A 15,599-nucleotide genomic window follows, 5' to 3' on the forward strand; every position below is an offset into this window, starting at 1 on the left:
GACGTCGGCCCGGGCCGACTTGCGGACGATGTCCTGCAACTCGTTGAGGTCTTCCAGACGCAGACGTGCCGGGTCAACCGAGACGTCCAGCGTGCTACGGCACCACTCGGCGGCCTGCTGCTGCACGTAGCCCGAGTCGAGATACGTGCCGACCGCGTCGTCCACAGAGTCGCCGATGTATTCAAAGATCATCTCGCTGACGTTTCGGCCTTCGAGCACTTCCTGGCGGGTGCCGTAGAAGGCGTTGCGTTGGTGCTCCATGACCTCGTCGTATTCGAGCAGGTTCTTGCGGATCTCGTAGTTGCGTTCCTCGACCTTGCGCTGGGCCCGGCCGACGGACTTGGAGACCATGCCGTGCTCGATGGCGTCGCCTTCTTTCATGCCAAGCTTCGACAGCAAGACCTTGGTCTTGCCGCCGGCGAACATCTTCATGAGGTCGTCTTCGAGCGACAGGAAGAATCGCGACGACCCCTGGTCGCCCTGACGACCGGCACGGCCGCGGAGCTGGTTGTCGATGCGGCGCGACTCGTGGCGTTCGGTGCCGACGATGTGGAGCCCGCCCATCTTCTCGACGTGGTCCCACAACTCGAGGCGGTGGCGTTTGTAGTCGGGCAGGCCGTCGAGCGTCTGGAGGCAGTCGTCCATGGACATGCCCGCGGACTTCTTGGAGTCGACGTAGGCGTCCTGCTCGCACCAGTGGCGGAGGAGCTTGAGCTTGAGCTCGTCGTCGCTCATCGACTCGGCTTCCTTCTTCGGAACCGCCAGAACGCTGGTGGCTTGGTGGCGGTACGACAGCGCGACGAGTTCGTCGTCGCTCATCGAGGCGTCGGCCTGGCGCGGTAGCAGGTTGCGCGTCTGCCAGTGCTTGACGAGGTCTTCCCGGCCGATGGGCTGCAGCTTGATGTCCGTGCCGCGGCCGGCCATGTTGGTGGCGATCATCACGGCGCCGAGCTGGCCGGCGTCTTCGACGATGTTGCCTTCACGTTCGGCGTTCTCGGCCTTGGCGTTGAGCACCTCGTGCTGGATGCCGTACTTCTTCGAAAGCATCTGGCTGAGCATCTCCGAGCGGTCAACGCTGGTCGTACCGACGAGCACCGGGCGCCCCCAGTCGTGGACGCGCTTGATCTCGTCGACGATGGCGTTCCACTTGTCCTTCTCGCTCATGAAGATCAGGTCTTCGCGGTCGATCCGTTGGATGGGCTTGTTGGTGGGGATGCTGATCACGTCCAGGCCGTAGATCTCGTGGAACTCGGTGGCCTCGGTGATCGCGGTACCGGTCATGCCGGCCAGGCGTTTGTAAAGCTTGAAGAAGTTCTGGATGGTGACCGTGGCGAGGGTCTGGGTTTCCTCTTTGATCTTCACGCCTTCTTTGGACTCGACTGCCTGGTGCAGGCCGTCGGACCATTGACGGCCAACCATGAGGCGGCCGGTGAACTCGTCGACGATGACGACCTCGCCGTTCTGCACGACGTACTGCTGGCCGTTCTTGTACACGGCGTGGGCACGGATCGCGTTGTTGATCAGGTGCGGCAGGTCCATGTTGTTGCCGACGTAGAAGCTGCCGACGCCGGCGACCTTCTGGGCCTCGGCGGTGCCTTCGTGGGTGAGGTGGGCGGCCTTCTTGTCCATCTCGACTTCGAAGTACTGCGTGTGCTGGTCGCGCGCCTCTTCGAGCTTGGGCAGCTCTTCGATGAGCTGCTTCATCTCGTCGCGGTACTTCTGGGCCTGGTTCTTGTCCCGGGCGTTGCGGGCGTCGCCCTCCAGACCCTTGATGCGGTTGTCACAGGCCTCGACCTTCTGGTTGGCCGCTTCCCACTCACGGTTCTTGGACATGAGGTGCTTGGCGATCTGGTTGGCGATGTCGTAGCGCGGGGCGTCGTTGTTCGCGGGGCCGGAGATGATCAGCGGGGTACGGGCCTCGTCGATGAGGATGGAGTCGACTTCGTCGATGATGCAGAAGTCGCGGACCTTCTGGACCTGCTGGGTCGGGTCGGTCTTCATGTTGTCGCGGAGGTAGTCGAAGCCCAGCTCGGAGTTGGTGCCGTAGAGCACGTCGCAGCGATACGCCTCGGCCTTGAGGTGCGGGGGCTGCTGGTGCTGGGGGTGGATGCTGCCGACGGTCAGGCCCAGGAAGTAGTAGAACGGGAAGACCCAGTCTCGGTCACGCTTCACGAGGTAGTTGTTCACGGTCACGACGTGGCACTGCAGGCTGTCGCAGCAGGCGACGTAGCACGCCAGCGGGGCCACGATCGTCTTGCCCTCACCGGTACGCATCTCGGCGATCTTACCCTCACCCAGAACCATGCCGCCCAGGAGCTGGACGTCGAACGGCCGGGCGCGGAACGGCGGCTTACTCTCGGGGTAGAGCGCGCGGATCGCTTCGTAGAACTCGTTGGGCACGTCGATCTGCAGGTAGCCGGGCGCGGGCTCGCCGCCGGGCACGGGGTCGGGTTCCGTGGCGTCGGCCTCGGCCTTGAGCTGGGCGTAGAGCGGCTGGATGTCACTCGGCAGCACCGAGGGATCGAACTTGTACTCGTCGTTGAACACGCTGCGGATGCCGACCGCCCGGTCCATACCCTCGCGGGCCACGGCCATGATCTCCCGCAGGAGCGTGTCCTTGGATTCGCCCTTGGACGAACGCTCGCGGAACTCGGCGGTCTTGGCCCGCAGCTCGGCGTCGGTGAGTTGGCGGGTCTGTTCTTCGAGCGCGTTGATCTGCGCGACACGTTTGTTGTAGGTTTTGATGACGCGCTCGTTGCGCGAACCGAACACTTTGGCGAAGCCTTTGCCGACGGCTTGGACGACCATGGGGGAGCTCTCTTTCGAGGGAGACGGCCCGCGCGGCAGGCGCGTGGCCGTGGGTGGATAGCGATGAAAATGTGGGTGGCCGACGCTCGGCGCACCGTCACTGAGTCAAAACAACATCAGGACAGCGCAGCGGGCGGGGGCAGGTTCAGCAGCGAGAGGTGCGGCAGAAGCGAGACGACCGGGCGGTCGTTTTCGGGAACAAACGTGGGGGCGGGGTAAGCCGGCAGATCGAGCGTCGTCGCGGGGGAATCCACCACGGCGGCGGTCTGGCCGGCCAGAGTCTTGGCCGCCTCGTTGAGGCAGGCCATGAACGAGGCCACGGCCTCGTCCGTCTCGGCGGTGATGCGTCGGTCGGCCGGGTGGGTCGACACCGCCAGCCCGCCGGTCGACACACTCACGCATACCGCGGTGGCGACAACCAGGAGCGCCATGGTGGCGCTCAGGTCACGCGGGTTCGCGGGTTTGGCGGAGGATGGGCCGAGGCTCGGTCGCATGCCTGAATTATCGGCAGGCCCCCGCCGCGGGTCAAGAAAGCCCACCCCGAAGTCCGCCGATGTCCGATAGGGACTCTCGGGGCAGCCGATCAACTCCGGGTGTGCCCCGAAATGGAGAGCCGTGGGTATGGCGGAATCGAAATTATTGGTGCTCTACGTTCCCAGCCTGGACCGGCGGTGGCTGGACCCCGGGCTGACGCCTTTCGTCTGCGAAGCCCTCGCCCGCCACGGCGAGACACTGCTGCACACCCACCCCTCGCCCGAACTGCTGGCCACGATGATCACCGGGACCTGGCCGCACGAGCACGGCTGCTGGCAAGTCAGCCGGCTGCCCCCCGCTCCCCGGACCGCGCTGCAGAAGCTGATAGACTGTCTCCCCCATCGCTGGACCACCACGTTCCAGTGCCTCCGCCACCGGCTCAACCCCGAGTTCGATGTGCCCACCGTCGAGCCCCGGCGAAGACGACAGCTGAAATTCCACCGCATCAAGAACATGCGCCGCAAAGGCGGCGACGCCCAGGAGATCCGGCTGGACGTGCCCACGGTGTTCGACCTCCTGGGTAGCGAGGCCAGCCGGTTCCACACTGTGTTCTCCTTCGACATCCACCCGAAACTCGCCGACCTGATCGACGGCGAACCGGTGCTGGACATGATCGAGCTCTACACGCTGGACCTGTTTAGCCACTGGAACATCGACCGCCCCGAAGCGATGCGTCAGCAGATCGCTGAGGTCGATCGCCAACTTGCCGAGACCACCGCCAAGGCCGACGCGCTGGGCGTCACCACGCTGCTGGTCGTCGACCACGGCCACGAGCCCACCCGCAACACCATCGACCTGGCGAAAGTGCTGCGCGAAACCGGGGTGCCCGAAGACGAGTACCTCTTCTACGCCGAGGTGGGCAACGCCCGGCTGTGGTACGACACCGACCGGGCCCGCCAAGTGATCGAGTCGGCCTTGCGGGAGTTGGAACACGCGACCTACCTCACCGCCGAGGAGATGGCCAAGCACCATATCCACTTCCCGCCGGAGTCGGGCTTCGGCGACGGCTACCTCAACAGCCACGCCGGCACGATCCTGTTCCCCCACGACTTCTACCACCCGCTGGTCAACGCCTACATGGCCCGCAAGACCACCGAGCAGGTCGGCCGAAAGATCAGCCCGATCCACCGCGGCAACCACGGCGGCCTGCCCGACCAGCACCCCGTCGACACCGGCTACCTCGTTCCGCTCAACGGCAGCTTCGCCCCGTTGCCGAATGAAGCGTCGATCATCGACGTCGCCCCGACGATGTTCTCGCTGCTGGGCAAAGAAACGCCCGAAGGAATGGCCGGCCGGATCCTTCTCGAACGCGCGACAACCTAGACCTGCCAAAAACAGACAAAACACAGGTAAAACCGGCCCCGCACCCTGTGGTGATCCTGCTATCATCCCCGGCATGAAGATCCACGAATACCAGTCGCGTGAACTCCTCGAGAAGTTCGGCGTTCCCGTCCCCGGCGGCATTGTCGTCGATAACGCCGACCAGGCCGCCGAGGCCTTCGACAAGCTCGCCGCGGACGGCACCACGCTTGCCGTGGTCAAGGCCCAGGTCCACGCCGGCGGCCGTGGCAAAGGCGGCGGGGTGAAGCTGGTCAAGTCGGCCGACGAAGCCAAAGACGCCGCGGCGACCATCCTCAGCAAGCCGCTGGTCACCCCCCAGACCGGCCCCGAAGGCGTGCCCGTCAACAAGCTGCTGATCGCTTCGGGCGTGGATATCGAAAAAGAGTACTACCTCGGCATCGTCGTGGACCGTGCTCAAGGCTGCCCCGTGCTGATGGGCTCGGCCGAGGGCGGCATGGACATCGAAGAGGTCGCCGCGACGACCCCCGAGAAGATCATCAAGGAACCGATTGATCCGGTCGCCGGCCTCCAGCCGTACCAGGCCCGCAAGGTCGCCTTCGCCATGGGCTTCAAGGGCAAGCAGGTCGGCCAGGCCGTGAAGGTCATGGGCGCCCTCACCAAGCTCTTCCTCGGCACCGACGCTAGCCTCGTGGAGATCAACCCGCTGATCGTCACCCCCGCCAGCGAAGAACACCCCGACGGCCAGGTCCTGGCGATCGACGCGAAGATCGACTTCGACGACAACGCCATGTTCCGCCACAAGGACATCAAGGCCCTCGAAGACCCCGCCGAGGTCGACCCCGCCGAGGCCAAGGCCGCGGAGTACGGCCTGTCGTACATCAACCTCGACGGCAACATCGGCTGCCTCGTCAACGGTGCCGGCCTCGCGATGGCCACCATGGACATCATCAAGCTCCACGGCGGCGAACCCGCCAACTTCCTCGATGTCGGCGGCAGCGCTTCGGAAGAAGCCGTGACCGAGGCCTTCCGCATCATCCTCGCCGACGACGGTGTGAAGGGCATCCTCGTCAACATCTTCGGCGGCATCGCCAAGTGCGACACCATCGCCAACGCCATCGTCGCCGCCGCCAAACAGGTAGGCTTCAGCGTGCCGCTGGTCGTCCGCCTCGAAGGCACCAACGTCGAACCCGCCCGCGTGATCCTCGAAAACGCCAAGGCCGACATCCCCACGATGATCGTCGGCAGCGACCTCACCGACGCCGCCCAGAAGATCACCGCAGCCATCGCGGCGTGATCGAAACGTGGGGTTCATTGAATCCTCACACCACAATCTGAAAAACTTCAGCCCCGGCCGGGAATACTCGGCCGGATCTGTCTATTGTGTCCACGCATTGAACACGACCCGTCCGAATACCTCACCAGAGCAAACCCATGAGACTCGACCTCACCGGCAAAACCGCTCTCGTCACCGGCGCCAACCGCGGCATCGGGAAATCCATCGTCGAAGCCTTCCTCGCCGCCGGCGTGGCCAAGGTCTACGCCGCCGCCCGCCAACCCGAATCGGTCCAACCCCTGATCGATGAGTACGGCGATAAGGTCGTTGCGATCGCGCTCGACCTCGTGGACGCCGACTCGATCGCCGCCGCCGCCCAAACCGCCAGCGACGTCGACATCGTGGTCAACAACGGCGGCGTGCTCAAGAACGGCAACCCGCTCGACGACAACGTGCTGGACAACATCGACTTCGAGTTCGACGTCAACGTCAAGGGCCTGGTCCGCGTCGCCCAGGCCTTCGCCCCCGTGCTCAAAGCCAACGGCGGCGGGGCCTTGGCCCAACTCAACTCGATCGCCTCGATCCGCAACTTCGCGCCCTTCACCAGCTACGCCGCCTCCAAGGCCGCCGCCTACTCGCTCACCCAGGGCCTGCGTGAAGCCCTGGCCGAGCAGAACACCCTGGTCGTCAGCGTCCACCCCGGCCCGATCGCCACCGACATGGGCGACGACGCGGGCTTCGAAGGCGCCCCGCCCGCCACCGTGGTCGCCGACGCCCTGGTCGCTGGCCTGCAAGAAGGCACCTTCCACGTCTTCCCCGACGCGATGGCCAAGGACTTCTGGGGCGCATACGAAGGCTACGCCCAGGCGATCATCGAGCCGGCACTCTCCGAAGGGTAAGCCTGCACACCGCACTAACGATCAAAGCCCCCACGCAATCTCTAATTGCGCGGGGGCTTTATGTTTGGTACCGGTCACAAGCAGACTTCGGAAGCAACACTCTTTCGATGAATGCTTACCCCTCGGTTGCCCATGCTTGCTGGCGTAGCGCCCGGGGCGACTGGCCGTGTCGTTCTTTGCAGCGTCTTGAAAAATGGAATGGGTTGGCGAAGCCCACGCGGTAGGCGATCTCGCTGATGGTCAGGCCGGTGCTGCGCAGGAGCTCGACGCCCTGATCGACGCGGGTCTCCCACAGCAGACGCATCGGGGTGGTGTCGAGTTGTTCACGGCACAGCCGTACGAGATGATTCGTGGAAACCGAACACGCGGCGGCTAGGTCTTCGAGCGTGAGGGGCTCGGCGAACTGCTCCGCGATGGTGGAGCGCATCGAGAGCAAAGCGGGGTGCAATGGCGCCACGCGACCGGCCTCGTCGAGCCCCTCATCCATCAGATACGCCTCGAAGTACGCCAACGCCAGATGCGCCCAGGCGGTTTCGGCCGCGGGGTCGGTGCTGCGTACCAACTGCATCGCCGAGTCAAACAGCTGCCGCATCAGCTTCGACTCTCGGCGTATGGGGGAAGCGGCCGCCCGCTTCTGCTTCAACCATTTGGTGATCGCAGATCGCTTGTCGAACGTGAGGGCCACCCAGCGGTGGGTCGAGACTTCATCGGGATCGAAGGCGTATTGTTCGTGACCGCCGGGCCACTGACACACCACCTCGCCGACACGGACCGGCTGCTCCCGCCCGTCGGTCGTGACCCGCAACGAGCCGCGGTCGAGGATGACCATCTGCACATCCTGCTGGATACGTGGGCCGCAGACCCCGCCCGGCGCGTAATCGACCTGCGACCAGGCCGCTTGGCTGGGCAGCGGGCAATCAATTTTGGATATGTTTTTTGGATTGGCAGACATGGCCATGACGAAAGGATACGCGATAATTTCAATATTGAAATGGCAAGACGCCAAAAAACATTTCTGTTGCGAGAATCAATTTCATGCCCACCTCATCCACCCGCTCGCCCGACACTCTCGACGGCATCCACTCCGGCTTCCTCACCCCCGAGGCCCAGGCGTTCTACGCCGAACAGGGCTACCTGATCGTGGAGAACGCGGTTTCACCCGAGCAGCTTGCCGCAATCAACGACGAAACGCTCCGGATGTGCCGCGGCGAACTGGGCCGGTTCGACGGCTGGACCGGGCCGCACGACGGGCAGAGCGACCTCGACGTGCTCCGGCAATATCTGTGCATCCACTTCCCGCACAAACTCTCACCCCTGATGCACGAGCAGCTCGCCCACCCGGCGATCGTGGAAACGCTTACCGGCGTCATCGGACCCGACGTCAAGTGCATGCAGTCGATGCTCTTCATCAAGGCCGCGGGCAAGCCCGGCCAGGCCTGGCACCAGGACGAAGACTACATCCCCACCCGCGACCGCTCACTCACAGGCGCGTGGATCGCCCTCGACGACGCCACCGTCGACAACGGATGCCTCTGGGTGATCCCCGGCTCGCACAAGCCCGGCGTGCTTTGGCCACAGAAATTCCAGAAGAGCCAGGACTTCGACTGCACCCACGAGAGCTACGGCTATCCCTACACCGATGAAGACGCCGTGCCGGTCGAGGTGAAGGCCGGCAGCATCGTGTTCTTCAACGGCTATCTCCTCCACCGCTCATTGCCCAACCGCGCACCCGAGGGCACGTTCCGTCGGGTGCTGGTCAACCACTACATGAGCGCCTCGTCGCTGCTGCCCTGGATCAACGGCAGCATCGAAGAGCACGACACCTTCCTCGACGACGACCGATCCATTGCCAAGACCGACGTGCGCGACATCGTCATGATTGCGGGCAATGACCCCTACGCCTGGATGGGGATCAAGGAGCGGAACGAGCCTCACGTCCGACCCACCGGCGAGGGCGGGTGCTCGCGAGGCGAGACCAAGTCCGAAATCGAGTAACCTCGCCGTGGGTGGCGCTGTCGTTGCCCGCCACGCATACCCCGCACAGGAACCTGTCTTGGAAACCATCAGCTACCGCCACGTCTGGGGCATGAACACCATCGACACCACCACGGTCGAGCGCGTGGCGGCAGAGGGCTGGGACGGCATCGAGGCGGGCGTGGGCTGGCTGGAAAAGATCGACCCCGAGGCAAAGCGAATCGCCGAGCGGGGCTTGGGGTTGGTTGCTCAGGTGTACACCGTCAGGCCCGACGACGCCCCCGACCCGATCGCCGCGCACCTCGACGCGATGCGGCAGCAACTCGAAACCGCCCTGCCCTATCAGCCCCGGCTGATCAACATCCACACGGGCGAAGACGCCTGGGGTTTCGCCGAGATGGTCGGCTTCTTCGAGAACGCCTTGGCGATGGCGCAGGAGTTGGGCCTCAACGTGGCCTTCGAAACCCACCGCTCGCGCTGCCTGTTCCACCCGCGGATCACCATGGACATCCTGCGTGAGCTGCCCGACCTGCAGATCAACGCGGACCTCAGCCACTTCACCTGCGTCTGTGAACGGGTTGAGCAGATCGACGACTACGGCCTGATCGACCTGCTCGCCCGGCACACCGCCTACGTGCACTGCCGGGTCGGCCACAGCCAGGGCCCACAGGTCAGCGACCCGCGCATCGAACAGTGGGCCGAGACACGAGAAGTCTTCGAAGGATGGTGGGTGCGCCTGGCCCGGGGCATGCAAGCCCGCGGCCTACCGTTCTCCTACTGCCCCGAGTTCGGCCCGCCGCCGTACCTCCCGCTCGACCCGCACACCGGCAAGCCCGTCGCCGACCTCGAAGAGATCGTGAACTGGCAGCGCGGCCGTATCGACTCGCTGATTCAAGCGCTCGATTGATTCACGTTTTGGGTTGCTGCTGGGTGGCGCAGTGGATGCCGCCGCCGTACTCGCCCAGCGTGTCGGTGTTGAGCATGACCACCTCGCGTCCGGGGTACAGCTCAGACAGAATCGCTTTGGCGTTTTCATCCGCCGCAGCATCACCAAACTCCGAAGCGATGACCGCGCCGTTGCACACGTAGTAATTCACGTAGCTGCCGGCAAAATCCACCGAGTCGATGCGCGGGCGGGTCGGGCCGGACACCACCACGATCTCGAGCTTCCGGCCCCGGGCGTCCCGGGCGGCCTGGAGGATGTCATGGGTCTCGAAGGCCGAGACCGACCAGGGGTCGCCCGGATCGAGCTGGCCCGGGAGTTGAATGAGTACGACGCCAGGCTCGACGAAACGGGCCAGCGAATCGATGTGGTAGTCGGTGATGTCGGCGCCGGCCACGCCCGGGGCCCAGATCATCCGCTCGGCGCCAAAAGCCTGGAGCAGCCGCGCTTCGATCTCGTCGCGGTTCAGCCCGGGGTTGCGGTTGGGATTCACCCAGGAACTCTCGTGGGCCATGAGGGTGCCCGCGCCGTCGGTCTCGATGCCGCCGCCCTCGCCCACCACGCCGCTGTCGAAGACCTCAAGGTTCATGCGCTCGGCCACGCGTTTCAAAACGTCGCCGTCGCGGCGGTGGGTCTGCTTGTTGCCCCAGCCGTTGAAGTTCAGTTCGGCGATCGCAAGATCGCCCTCGGCCGAGCACACAAACGTCGGCCCGCTGTCGCGACACCACAAGTCATCCGTCGGGATGTCCCAGTGTTCGACGCCGCGGTCCAGCTGCTTGCGGAGGCGTTCGCGTTCTTTGACCGAAGCGAGCATCACCACCGGCTCGTAGCGGGCAATCGTGTTAGCGATCTGCGCAATCGAGGCCTGCGCCTGCCGCAGCCAGCGTGCGCCGCCGTACACGCGTGAGTTCGACGGCCACTGCATAAACGTCCGCTCGTGCGGATCGGACTCAATCGGCATCCGGTAGCGTTTCGGCTGCACGTTCTTTTGTCCCTCTTCTCCCGCAGGTTGGGCATGGCCACGGCCGACCCAAAGCCCCGCTGTCGTCAGGGCCAGGCTGTGTTTCACAAACGCTCGGCGGCTCGGCATGCGTTACCCCTCGTTTCGATTCAGGTCGCCTGGGCCGCGACCGCCGCGGACTTGCCGCCTGCTTCGTCGCGGTCGATCAGGCCGTCGCGGAGACGGACGACGCGTTCGCAGTGGTGGGCGACTTCCTCGTCGTGGGTGATGACCACCACGGTCTGGCCGTTGTTGTGCAGCTCTTCGAAGATCTCGAGGATCGCGTCGCCGGTCTTGGTGTCGAGCGCCCCCGTCGGCTCGTCGGCCAGCAGGATGCTCGGCTCGTTCACCAGCGCCCGGGCGATCGCCACACGCTGCTGCTGACCGCCCGACAGCTCCGACGGCCGGTGGTCCATCCGCTCGGCCAGCTGCACCTTGTCCAACGCCACGGCCGCCAGTTCTCGGCGTCTGGCCGGGGAGATGCCCTGGTAGAACAACGGCACCGCGACGTTTTCCTGCACGCTGAGTTGGGGGATGAGGTTGAAGGCCTGGAAGACGAAACCCAGCCGCTTGCCCCGGACTTTGGACAGCCGTTCGTCGCTCATCGTGGCGACGTCTTCGCCGTCGAGCAGGTACTTGCCCGAGGTCGGCCGGTCGAGGCAGCCGATGATGTTCATCATCGTGGACTTGCCGCTGCCCGAGGGGCCCATGATCGCGATGTACTGCCCGCGCGGGATCACCAGATCGACCCCCGCCAAGGCGTGCACCGGCGGGGCGAGCTTGGACTTCTGGTAGACCTTGGTGACCTGCTGGATCTCGGCGACAGCTTCAGACATCCACAGATTATACCCACCCCGGCCTCAGCCTTTGAGGTCCCGGCCCGCGAAGTGCGTCACGCCCACCACCACAAACGTGCTCATCAACCCCACCAGCCACGCCACGCTCTGCACGATCTCGTGCCACGGCGGGTAGGCGTGGTAGGTCCGCACCCAGAATCCGATGTGGTAACTCATGAACAAATGCCGGAGCTCCGCGAAGTACGGCAGGTTCATCAACACCACATCCACAAAAAACACCGACAACGTCAGGATCGTCGCCGCCGCGGGCTTCATCTTGAAACACGAAAACATAAACCCCATTGCCGCGATGGTCAGCGTGGCAAAACTCAGACACGCGATGCTGCGTGTGTAACGCCAAAGCCCCTCGCCGGCGTCGTAGAACGCGAAGAGCTCTTCATCGGGGAAGAAGATGAACAACTTGCCCAACCCGCCCCGGTACAGGCTCGCGCAGCACAACGCCGTCACCCCCAGAAAACACACCAGCACCAGCGTGTACAACACGCACGCGGCGAACTTGATCATCAGCAGCCGAACCCGACCGATCGGCCGCGACAGGATCATCCGCATCGTGCCGTCCTCGACCTCCTTGGCCACGATATCCCCGGCGATCAGGGCGACGTAGAGCCCACCCAGAAACGTAAAAGAAAACGCGATGACCACGATCGCCAGCGTCAGCCCCATGTAGTGGTCGTCGAAACCCAGGCCGTTCTGTTCGAGCAGTTCGGCAATCGAGGCCTTGGCCCGGGGGTGCTGCAACAGCGCGAGGATCATCACCTGCAACACGACGAACGCACCGAACCCGATGTACGTCCGCTTGCGGGCAAAGAGTTTGAACAACTCATCGTTAAATTGACGGACGATCAGCAAGGGGCTCCCCCTTCCTGGGCCACGCGCTGGTCTTGTTGCGGCCCAATACCCTCCGAAGACACCCCAACGGTCCGCATGTAAAACGCCTCGAGCGTAGGCCGAACCGGGTCCAAACGATGCACCGCAAAGCCCGACTCCACCAGACACCGATTGACCGCCGCAGGGTCGGCGGCCTTGCTCAAGACCACACGGTTCGGCCGAGACGGGTCATGCGTCTCATGGATCAAACCGGCCTCGCGCAAGCGGACCAGCGCTTCATCACGCCGGTCTACTTCGAGGTCGAGCTCGGCCGCGCCGGTGTTGACCGCGTCCCACTCGCCCTCGAATACCCGCCGGCCCTGGTGCAACACCGCCACGCGGTCGCAGACCTGCTCGACCTCGCTGAGCAGGTGCGAGCTGAACAAGATGGTCATGCCCTGGTCTTGATTCAATCGGCGGATCGTCCCGCGGAACTCGGCGATGCCCTGCGGGTCCAGGCCGTCGGTCGGCTCGTCGAGGATCAGCATCTCCGGGCGGTGCAGCAACGCCTGCCCCAACGCCAGACGCTGACGCATGCCGTGGGAGTAAGTGCCCACCGGATCATCGATCCGACCTGCCAGCCCGACCTGCTCGACGACCTCGTCCAGCCGCGACTCGGCCACCCGCTTGGAGTAGTGAGCAAAGATGCGCAGGTTCCGCCGACCAGTCAGGTAGTCGTAGAAGCACGGCGATTCGAAGATCGCCCCGACGCCCGACAGCGCCGCACGCCGACGACGCAGGACATCCGCACCGTTCAGCACCACCCGGCCCGCGTCGGGGAAGACTTGGCCGAGCATCATGCCCAGCGTCGTGCTCTTGCCCGCGCCGTTGTGCCCGAGCAGGCCGTACACCTCGCCCCGGCGGACCGTCAGCGAGAGGTCTTGCACCGCGGGCCGGCCGGCAAAGGCTTTGCTAACCGCGTCGACTTCGATCATGGGGGGTGTAGACTCGACGGGCGGGCTCCTGATCCATCAAGAAAAGTGCTATCGCGTCTGCATCGCACGCAAGACCTGCTGCATCACGGGCAGCAGATCGAGCTGCGCCTCGGGGTCTTCGGTTTCCGAAAACGCGCTGACGCTGGACTCAACCCACGCGCTAAACGTGGAGCGGTCGGTGTCTTCTGCGATCCAGCCGGCGTGCTTGAACTCGCGGCGTAGGCGGTCGATCGCCAAACGTTTCTGCGTGTCGTCCATCTCCCGGAAGGCTTGGATCATCGGCTCAAGGCCGGGCGGCATGATGTCGCGCACAAACGCTCGCTGCTCGGCCGGCGTCATGCTGGCGAAAGACGCTTCGATGGCTTCGATCAACTGCGGGTCCAGCCGATCATCGAGCGAGAGCTGCTGGATGCGTTCGGCCAATCGCTCGAGCTGCGGCGCCCGCCACCCCCGATCGCCGGGGATTTCGGCGGCCTTCTGGGCTTCAACCGCCACTTTCCCGGAGGTCGGTTTCTTCGCCTTGGCCACCCCCACAGTAAGGCCCACCCCGGCCCAGACCACGATCAGCACGCCCAACCCCGTCAACCAGCGACGCCAGTCGCGTGGCGAGATCTTCCTGAGGCGGTCGTGGGCTTTGGGCATGGCACTAGGACGTTAGCCGACCTCCCGGAGTTCGGCCAACTCGCAAGTCGCCCCGCGTCATTCAACCGGGCCGGCAAAGATGTTGAGCGCTGCCGGGTCGTCGTCGACGATCTCGACGCGGTTCTGCTTCGAGTTTGCTCCTTGCCGGGTGCTGACCTGGTAGACCGCGTCGTAGCGCTCACCGGGTTGAAGCGTTCCGCCGAAGACGACGTTGTGGTTGTCGTAGCGGGTGGCGTCGAGCCGGCTGGTGAAGGTGGCATCGCCGTAAACCGCTTGGCGGATCTCCACGTCGATCGGCCGGGGCGTGTCGTTGCGGACACGGCGGGCCATCACCTGATGCTGATCCCAACCCGCCACGGACGATTTGTCTTTGATCTGCACCCCCGGTTGGTCCACACGGGTCAGCACCTTGATGCCCTGCTGCCGCATCCAGAGGTTGTCGCGGAAGGTGCGTTGGGTGATGAGCTCGAAGCCGACGTTGGGATCGACGCCGAGGTTGAGCTCCAGGTCGTCACCGATGGGGATGTACTTGACCTGCTGCCGAGCGAGGAACGACAGCCCCCGGCCGTCCTCCTTCTGCCGGAACACGCGGACCTGCCCGTCGGGCAACGGCGAGGTGCCCATCTCCGATTCGGTGTCGTTGGTCATGAGGAAGAGGCGGACCAGCCGTTCGCCGTACTGCTGCGGGCGGTAGCGGTATTGCACCTCAAGCGGCGCAGCGTCGGCGGCAAAACTCGGCAGACGCTTGCGGGAATTGGTGGGGATGTCTTCGGTGCCTTCGATGGTGAAGATGAAGTACTCGCTGAGGCCTTGTTTGACGATCTGCTTGGGGGTGCCGGCGTATCCCCCTCCGCCATACGGGTCAGCCATCGCGGCCTCGGCGGCGACCACGTTCTGCCGGGCCGCCCGCAGCTTAAATGCGTCCACCTCTTCTCGGTCCAGCCGACTGACATCGCGGCCCGAACGGCGGGCGAGCTCAGCGATCTGCTCGACGAGGTTGATCGTGCCGACCACAAGACGGACCTGTGCATCCTCGTAGTCCTCCCCGGAGTTGTTGACGACGGTGACGAAACCCTCCACGCTCGCGGCGGACTCGTCGGCGTTGGCGATGACGGTGTAGTCGGCCGACCACGACACGCCGGAGGTGAAGTAGCTGATCTCGATGACCGCTTCCCCGGCGTGCTCGCTGCCCACGTTCCAGACCAAGACCTGCGGGCGGTCGTGCGGGAAGGTCGTGTCCAGCACGTCGAGTTTCTCGGCGTGGTTGAGGAAGCGCAGCTGCACCGACGTCGGGTCGATGAGCGTATTGGCCCAGGAGAACTGCAGCGGGTTGTTGCCGGGCTTAAACACGACCTTGCGCGTCTCGCGGACCAGCGTGAGGTCGGCCGAGTTGTAGATCGTCAGTTGCACTGTGTCACGGTCGGGCACGGTCGAGAGGTCGATGTTCTTGCCCGAGGCGGTTGAATCGCCAAGGGTGCCAAGCAAGCCAAGGAAAACCAAGAAGAGCACAAAGTATTTCATGAGAGTCTCGTTTCGTCGCCAAGCGACAGAGCGTTTTATGGGTT

At 64.5% G+C, this 15,599-nt stretch carries 13 protein-coding genes and 1 pseudogene; 5 read left to right on the top strand and 9 right to left on the bottom strand.

Features of this window, described 5'->3' with window-relative positions; genetic code table 11:
* Window positions 1–24 precede the first annotated feature (24 nt).
* Together secA and HNQ40_RS01680 are read right to left on the bottom strand one after the other, a co-directional pair.
* Window positions 25–2,808: pseudogene (secA, locus tag HNQ40_RS01675) on the bottom strand (preprotein translocase subunit SecA); the annotation flags it as partial.
* A gap of 116 nt (window positions 2,809–2,924) precedes the next feature.
* Window positions 2,925–3,302, bottom strand: coding sequence for a hypothetical protein (locus tag HNQ40_RS01680; protein WP_184675748.1), 378 nt, complete (start codon window positions 3,300–3,302; stop codon window positions 2,925–2,927).
* 127 nt (window positions 3,303–3,429) lie between these two features.
* Between HNQ40_RS01680 and HNQ40_RS01685 the strand changes: the two genes are divergently transcribed.
* From HNQ40_RS01685 to HNQ40_RS01695, 3 genes are all read left to right on the top strand, one after another.
* Window positions 3,430–4,665: an alkaline phosphatase family protein gene (locus HNQ40_RS01685; protein WP_184675750.1), complete on the top strand. Its 1,236-nt coding sequence runs from the start codon at window positions 3,430–3,432 to the stop codon at window positions 4,663–4,665.
* 73 nt (window positions 4,666–4,738) lie between these two features.
* The gene (gene sucC, locus HNQ40_RS01690; protein ID WP_184675752.1) at window positions 4,739–5,938 is read left to right on the top strand and encodes an ADP-forming succinate--CoA ligase subunit beta; all 1,200 of its coding nucleotides are present in this window, start codon (window positions 4,739–4,741) and stop codon (window positions 5,936–5,938) included.
* A 137-nt stretch (window positions 5,939–6,075) separates the two neighbouring features.
* Window positions 6,076–6,816, top strand: coding sequence for an SDR family oxidoreductase (locus tag HNQ40_RS01695; RefSeq protein WP_184675754.1), 741 nt, complete (start codon window positions 6,076–6,078; stop codon window positions 6,814–6,816).
* Between the two features lie 115 nt (window positions 6,817–6,931).
* Here HNQ40_RS01695 and HNQ40_RS01700 read toward each other — a convergent pair whose 3' ends face one another.
* Window positions 6,932–7,774: an AraC family transcriptional regulator gene (locus HNQ40_RS01700; protein WP_184675756.1), complete on the bottom strand. Its 843-nt coding sequence runs from the start codon at window positions 7,772–7,774 to the stop codon at window positions 6,932–6,934.
* A 77-nt stretch (window positions 7,775–7,851) separates the two neighbouring features.
* Here HNQ40_RS01700 and HNQ40_RS01705 point away from each other — a divergent pair, with 77 nt between their 5' ends.
* Both HNQ40_RS01705 and HNQ40_RS01710 read left to right on the top strand, forming a co-directional pair.
* Complete coding sequence (locus HNQ40_RS01705; protein WP_184675758.1) at window positions 7,852–8,811, top strand: phytanoyl-CoA dioxygenase family protein; 960 nt, start codon at window positions 7,852–7,854, stop codon at window positions 8,809–8,811.
* 58 nt (window positions 8,812–8,869) lie between these two features.
* Entirely contained in the window at window positions 8,870–9,697 is an 828-nt protein-coding gene (locus tag HNQ40_RS01710) for a sugar phosphate isomerase/epimerase family protein (RefSeq protein WP_184675760.1), read from the top strand.
* 1 nt (window position 9,698) lies between these two features.
* On the opposite strand, the gene HNQ40_RS01715 is transcribed toward HNQ40_RS01710, so the two are convergent.
* Genes HNQ40_RS01715 through HNQ40_RS01740 form a run of 6 tightly spaced genes read right to left on the bottom strand, consistent with a single transcriptional unit; the run spans window position 9,699 to window position 15,555 of the window.
* A complete protein-coding gene (locus HNQ40_RS01715) occupies window positions 9,699–10,823 on the bottom strand; it encodes an agmatine deiminase family protein (RefSeq protein ID WP_184675762.1) in 1,125 nt (374 codons plus the stop codon).
* Window positions 10,824–10,843: 20 nt separating this feature from the next.
* The gene (locus tag HNQ40_RS01720) at window positions 10,844–11,569 is read right to left on the bottom strand and encodes an ABC transporter ATP-binding protein (RefSeq protein WP_184675764.1); all 726 of its coding nucleotides are present in this window, start codon (window positions 11,567–11,569) and stop codon (window positions 10,844–10,846) included.
* A gap of 24 nt (window positions 11,570–11,593) precedes the next feature.
* Entirely contained in the window at window positions 11,594–12,439 is an 846-nt protein-coding gene (locus tag HNQ40_RS01725; RefSeq protein WP_184675766.1) for an ABC transporter permease subunit, read from the bottom strand.
* A complete protein-coding gene (locus tag HNQ40_RS01730) occupies window positions 12,433–13,392 on the bottom strand; it encodes an ABC transporter ATP-binding protein (protein ID WP_184675768.1) in 960 nt (319 codons plus the stop codon). The genes HNQ40_RS01725 and HNQ40_RS01730 overlap by 7 nt, the downstream gene beginning before the upstream one ends.
* A gap of 48 nt (window positions 13,393–13,440) precedes the next feature.
* On the bottom strand, window positions 13,441–14,034 hold the full coding sequence (locus tag HNQ40_RS01735; RefSeq protein WP_184675770.1) for a hypothetical protein: 594 nt from the start codon (window positions 14,032–14,034) through the stop codon (window positions 13,441–13,443).
* A gap of 57 nt (window positions 14,035–14,091) precedes the next feature.
* Window positions 14,092–15,555, bottom strand: a complete 1,464-nt coding sequence (locus tag HNQ40_RS01740) for a DUF4139 domain-containing protein (RefSeq protein WP_184675771.1) — start codon at window positions 15,553–15,555, stop codon at window positions 14,092–14,094.
* Between the last annotated feature and the right edge of the window lie 44 nt (window positions 15,556–15,599).

Source organism: Algisphaera agarilytica, assembly GCF_014207595.1.
Lineage (GTDB): Bacteria > Planctomycetota > Phycisphaerae > Phycisphaerales > Phycisphaeraceae > Algisphaera > Algisphaera agarilytica.

Coding starts and splice junctions, on each gene's coding strand:
- HNQ40_RS01720 (WP_184675764.1), bottom strand. CDS start 11,569: ATGTCTGAAGCTGTCGCCGAGATCCAGCAGGTCACCAAGGTCTACCAG.
- HNQ40_RS01740 (WP_184675771.1), bottom strand. CDS start 15,555: ATGAAATACTTTGTGCTCTTCTTGGTTTTCCTTGGCTTGCTTGGCACC.
- HNQ40_RS01680 (WP_184675748.1), bottom strand. CDS start 3,302: ATGCGACCGAGCCTCGGCCCATCCTCCGCCAAACCCGCGAACCCGCGT.
- HNQ40_RS01700 (WP_184675756.1), bottom strand. CDS start 7,774: ATGGCCATGTCTGCCAATCCAAAAAACATATCCAAAATTGATTGCCCG.
- HNQ40_RS01685 (WP_184675750.1), top strand. CDS start 3,430: ATGGCGGAATCGAAATTATTGGTGCTCTACGTTCCCAGCCTGGACCGG.
- HNQ40_RS01730 (WP_184675768.1), bottom strand. CDS start 13,392: ATGATCGAAGTCGACGCGGTTAGCAAAGCCTTTGCCGGCCGGCCCGCG.
- HNQ40_RS01715 (WP_184675762.1), bottom strand. CDS start 10,823: ATGCCGAGCCGCCGAGCGTTTGTGAAACACAGCCTGGCCCTGACGACA.
- HNQ40_RS01705 (WP_184675758.1), top strand. CDS start 7,852: ATGCCCACCTCATCCACCCGCTCGCCCGACACTCTCGACGGCATCCAC.
- HNQ40_RS01695 (WP_184675754.1), top strand. CDS start 6,076: ATGAGACTCGACCTCACCGGCAAAACCGCTCTCGTCACCGGCGCCAAC.
- HNQ40_RS01735 (WP_184675770.1), bottom strand. CDS start 14,034: ATGCCCAAAGCCCACGACCGCCTCAGGAAGATCTCGCCACGCGACTGG.
- sucC (WP_184675752.1), top strand. CDS start 4,739: ATGAAGATCCACGAATACCAGTCGCGTGAACTCCTCGAGAAGTTCGGC.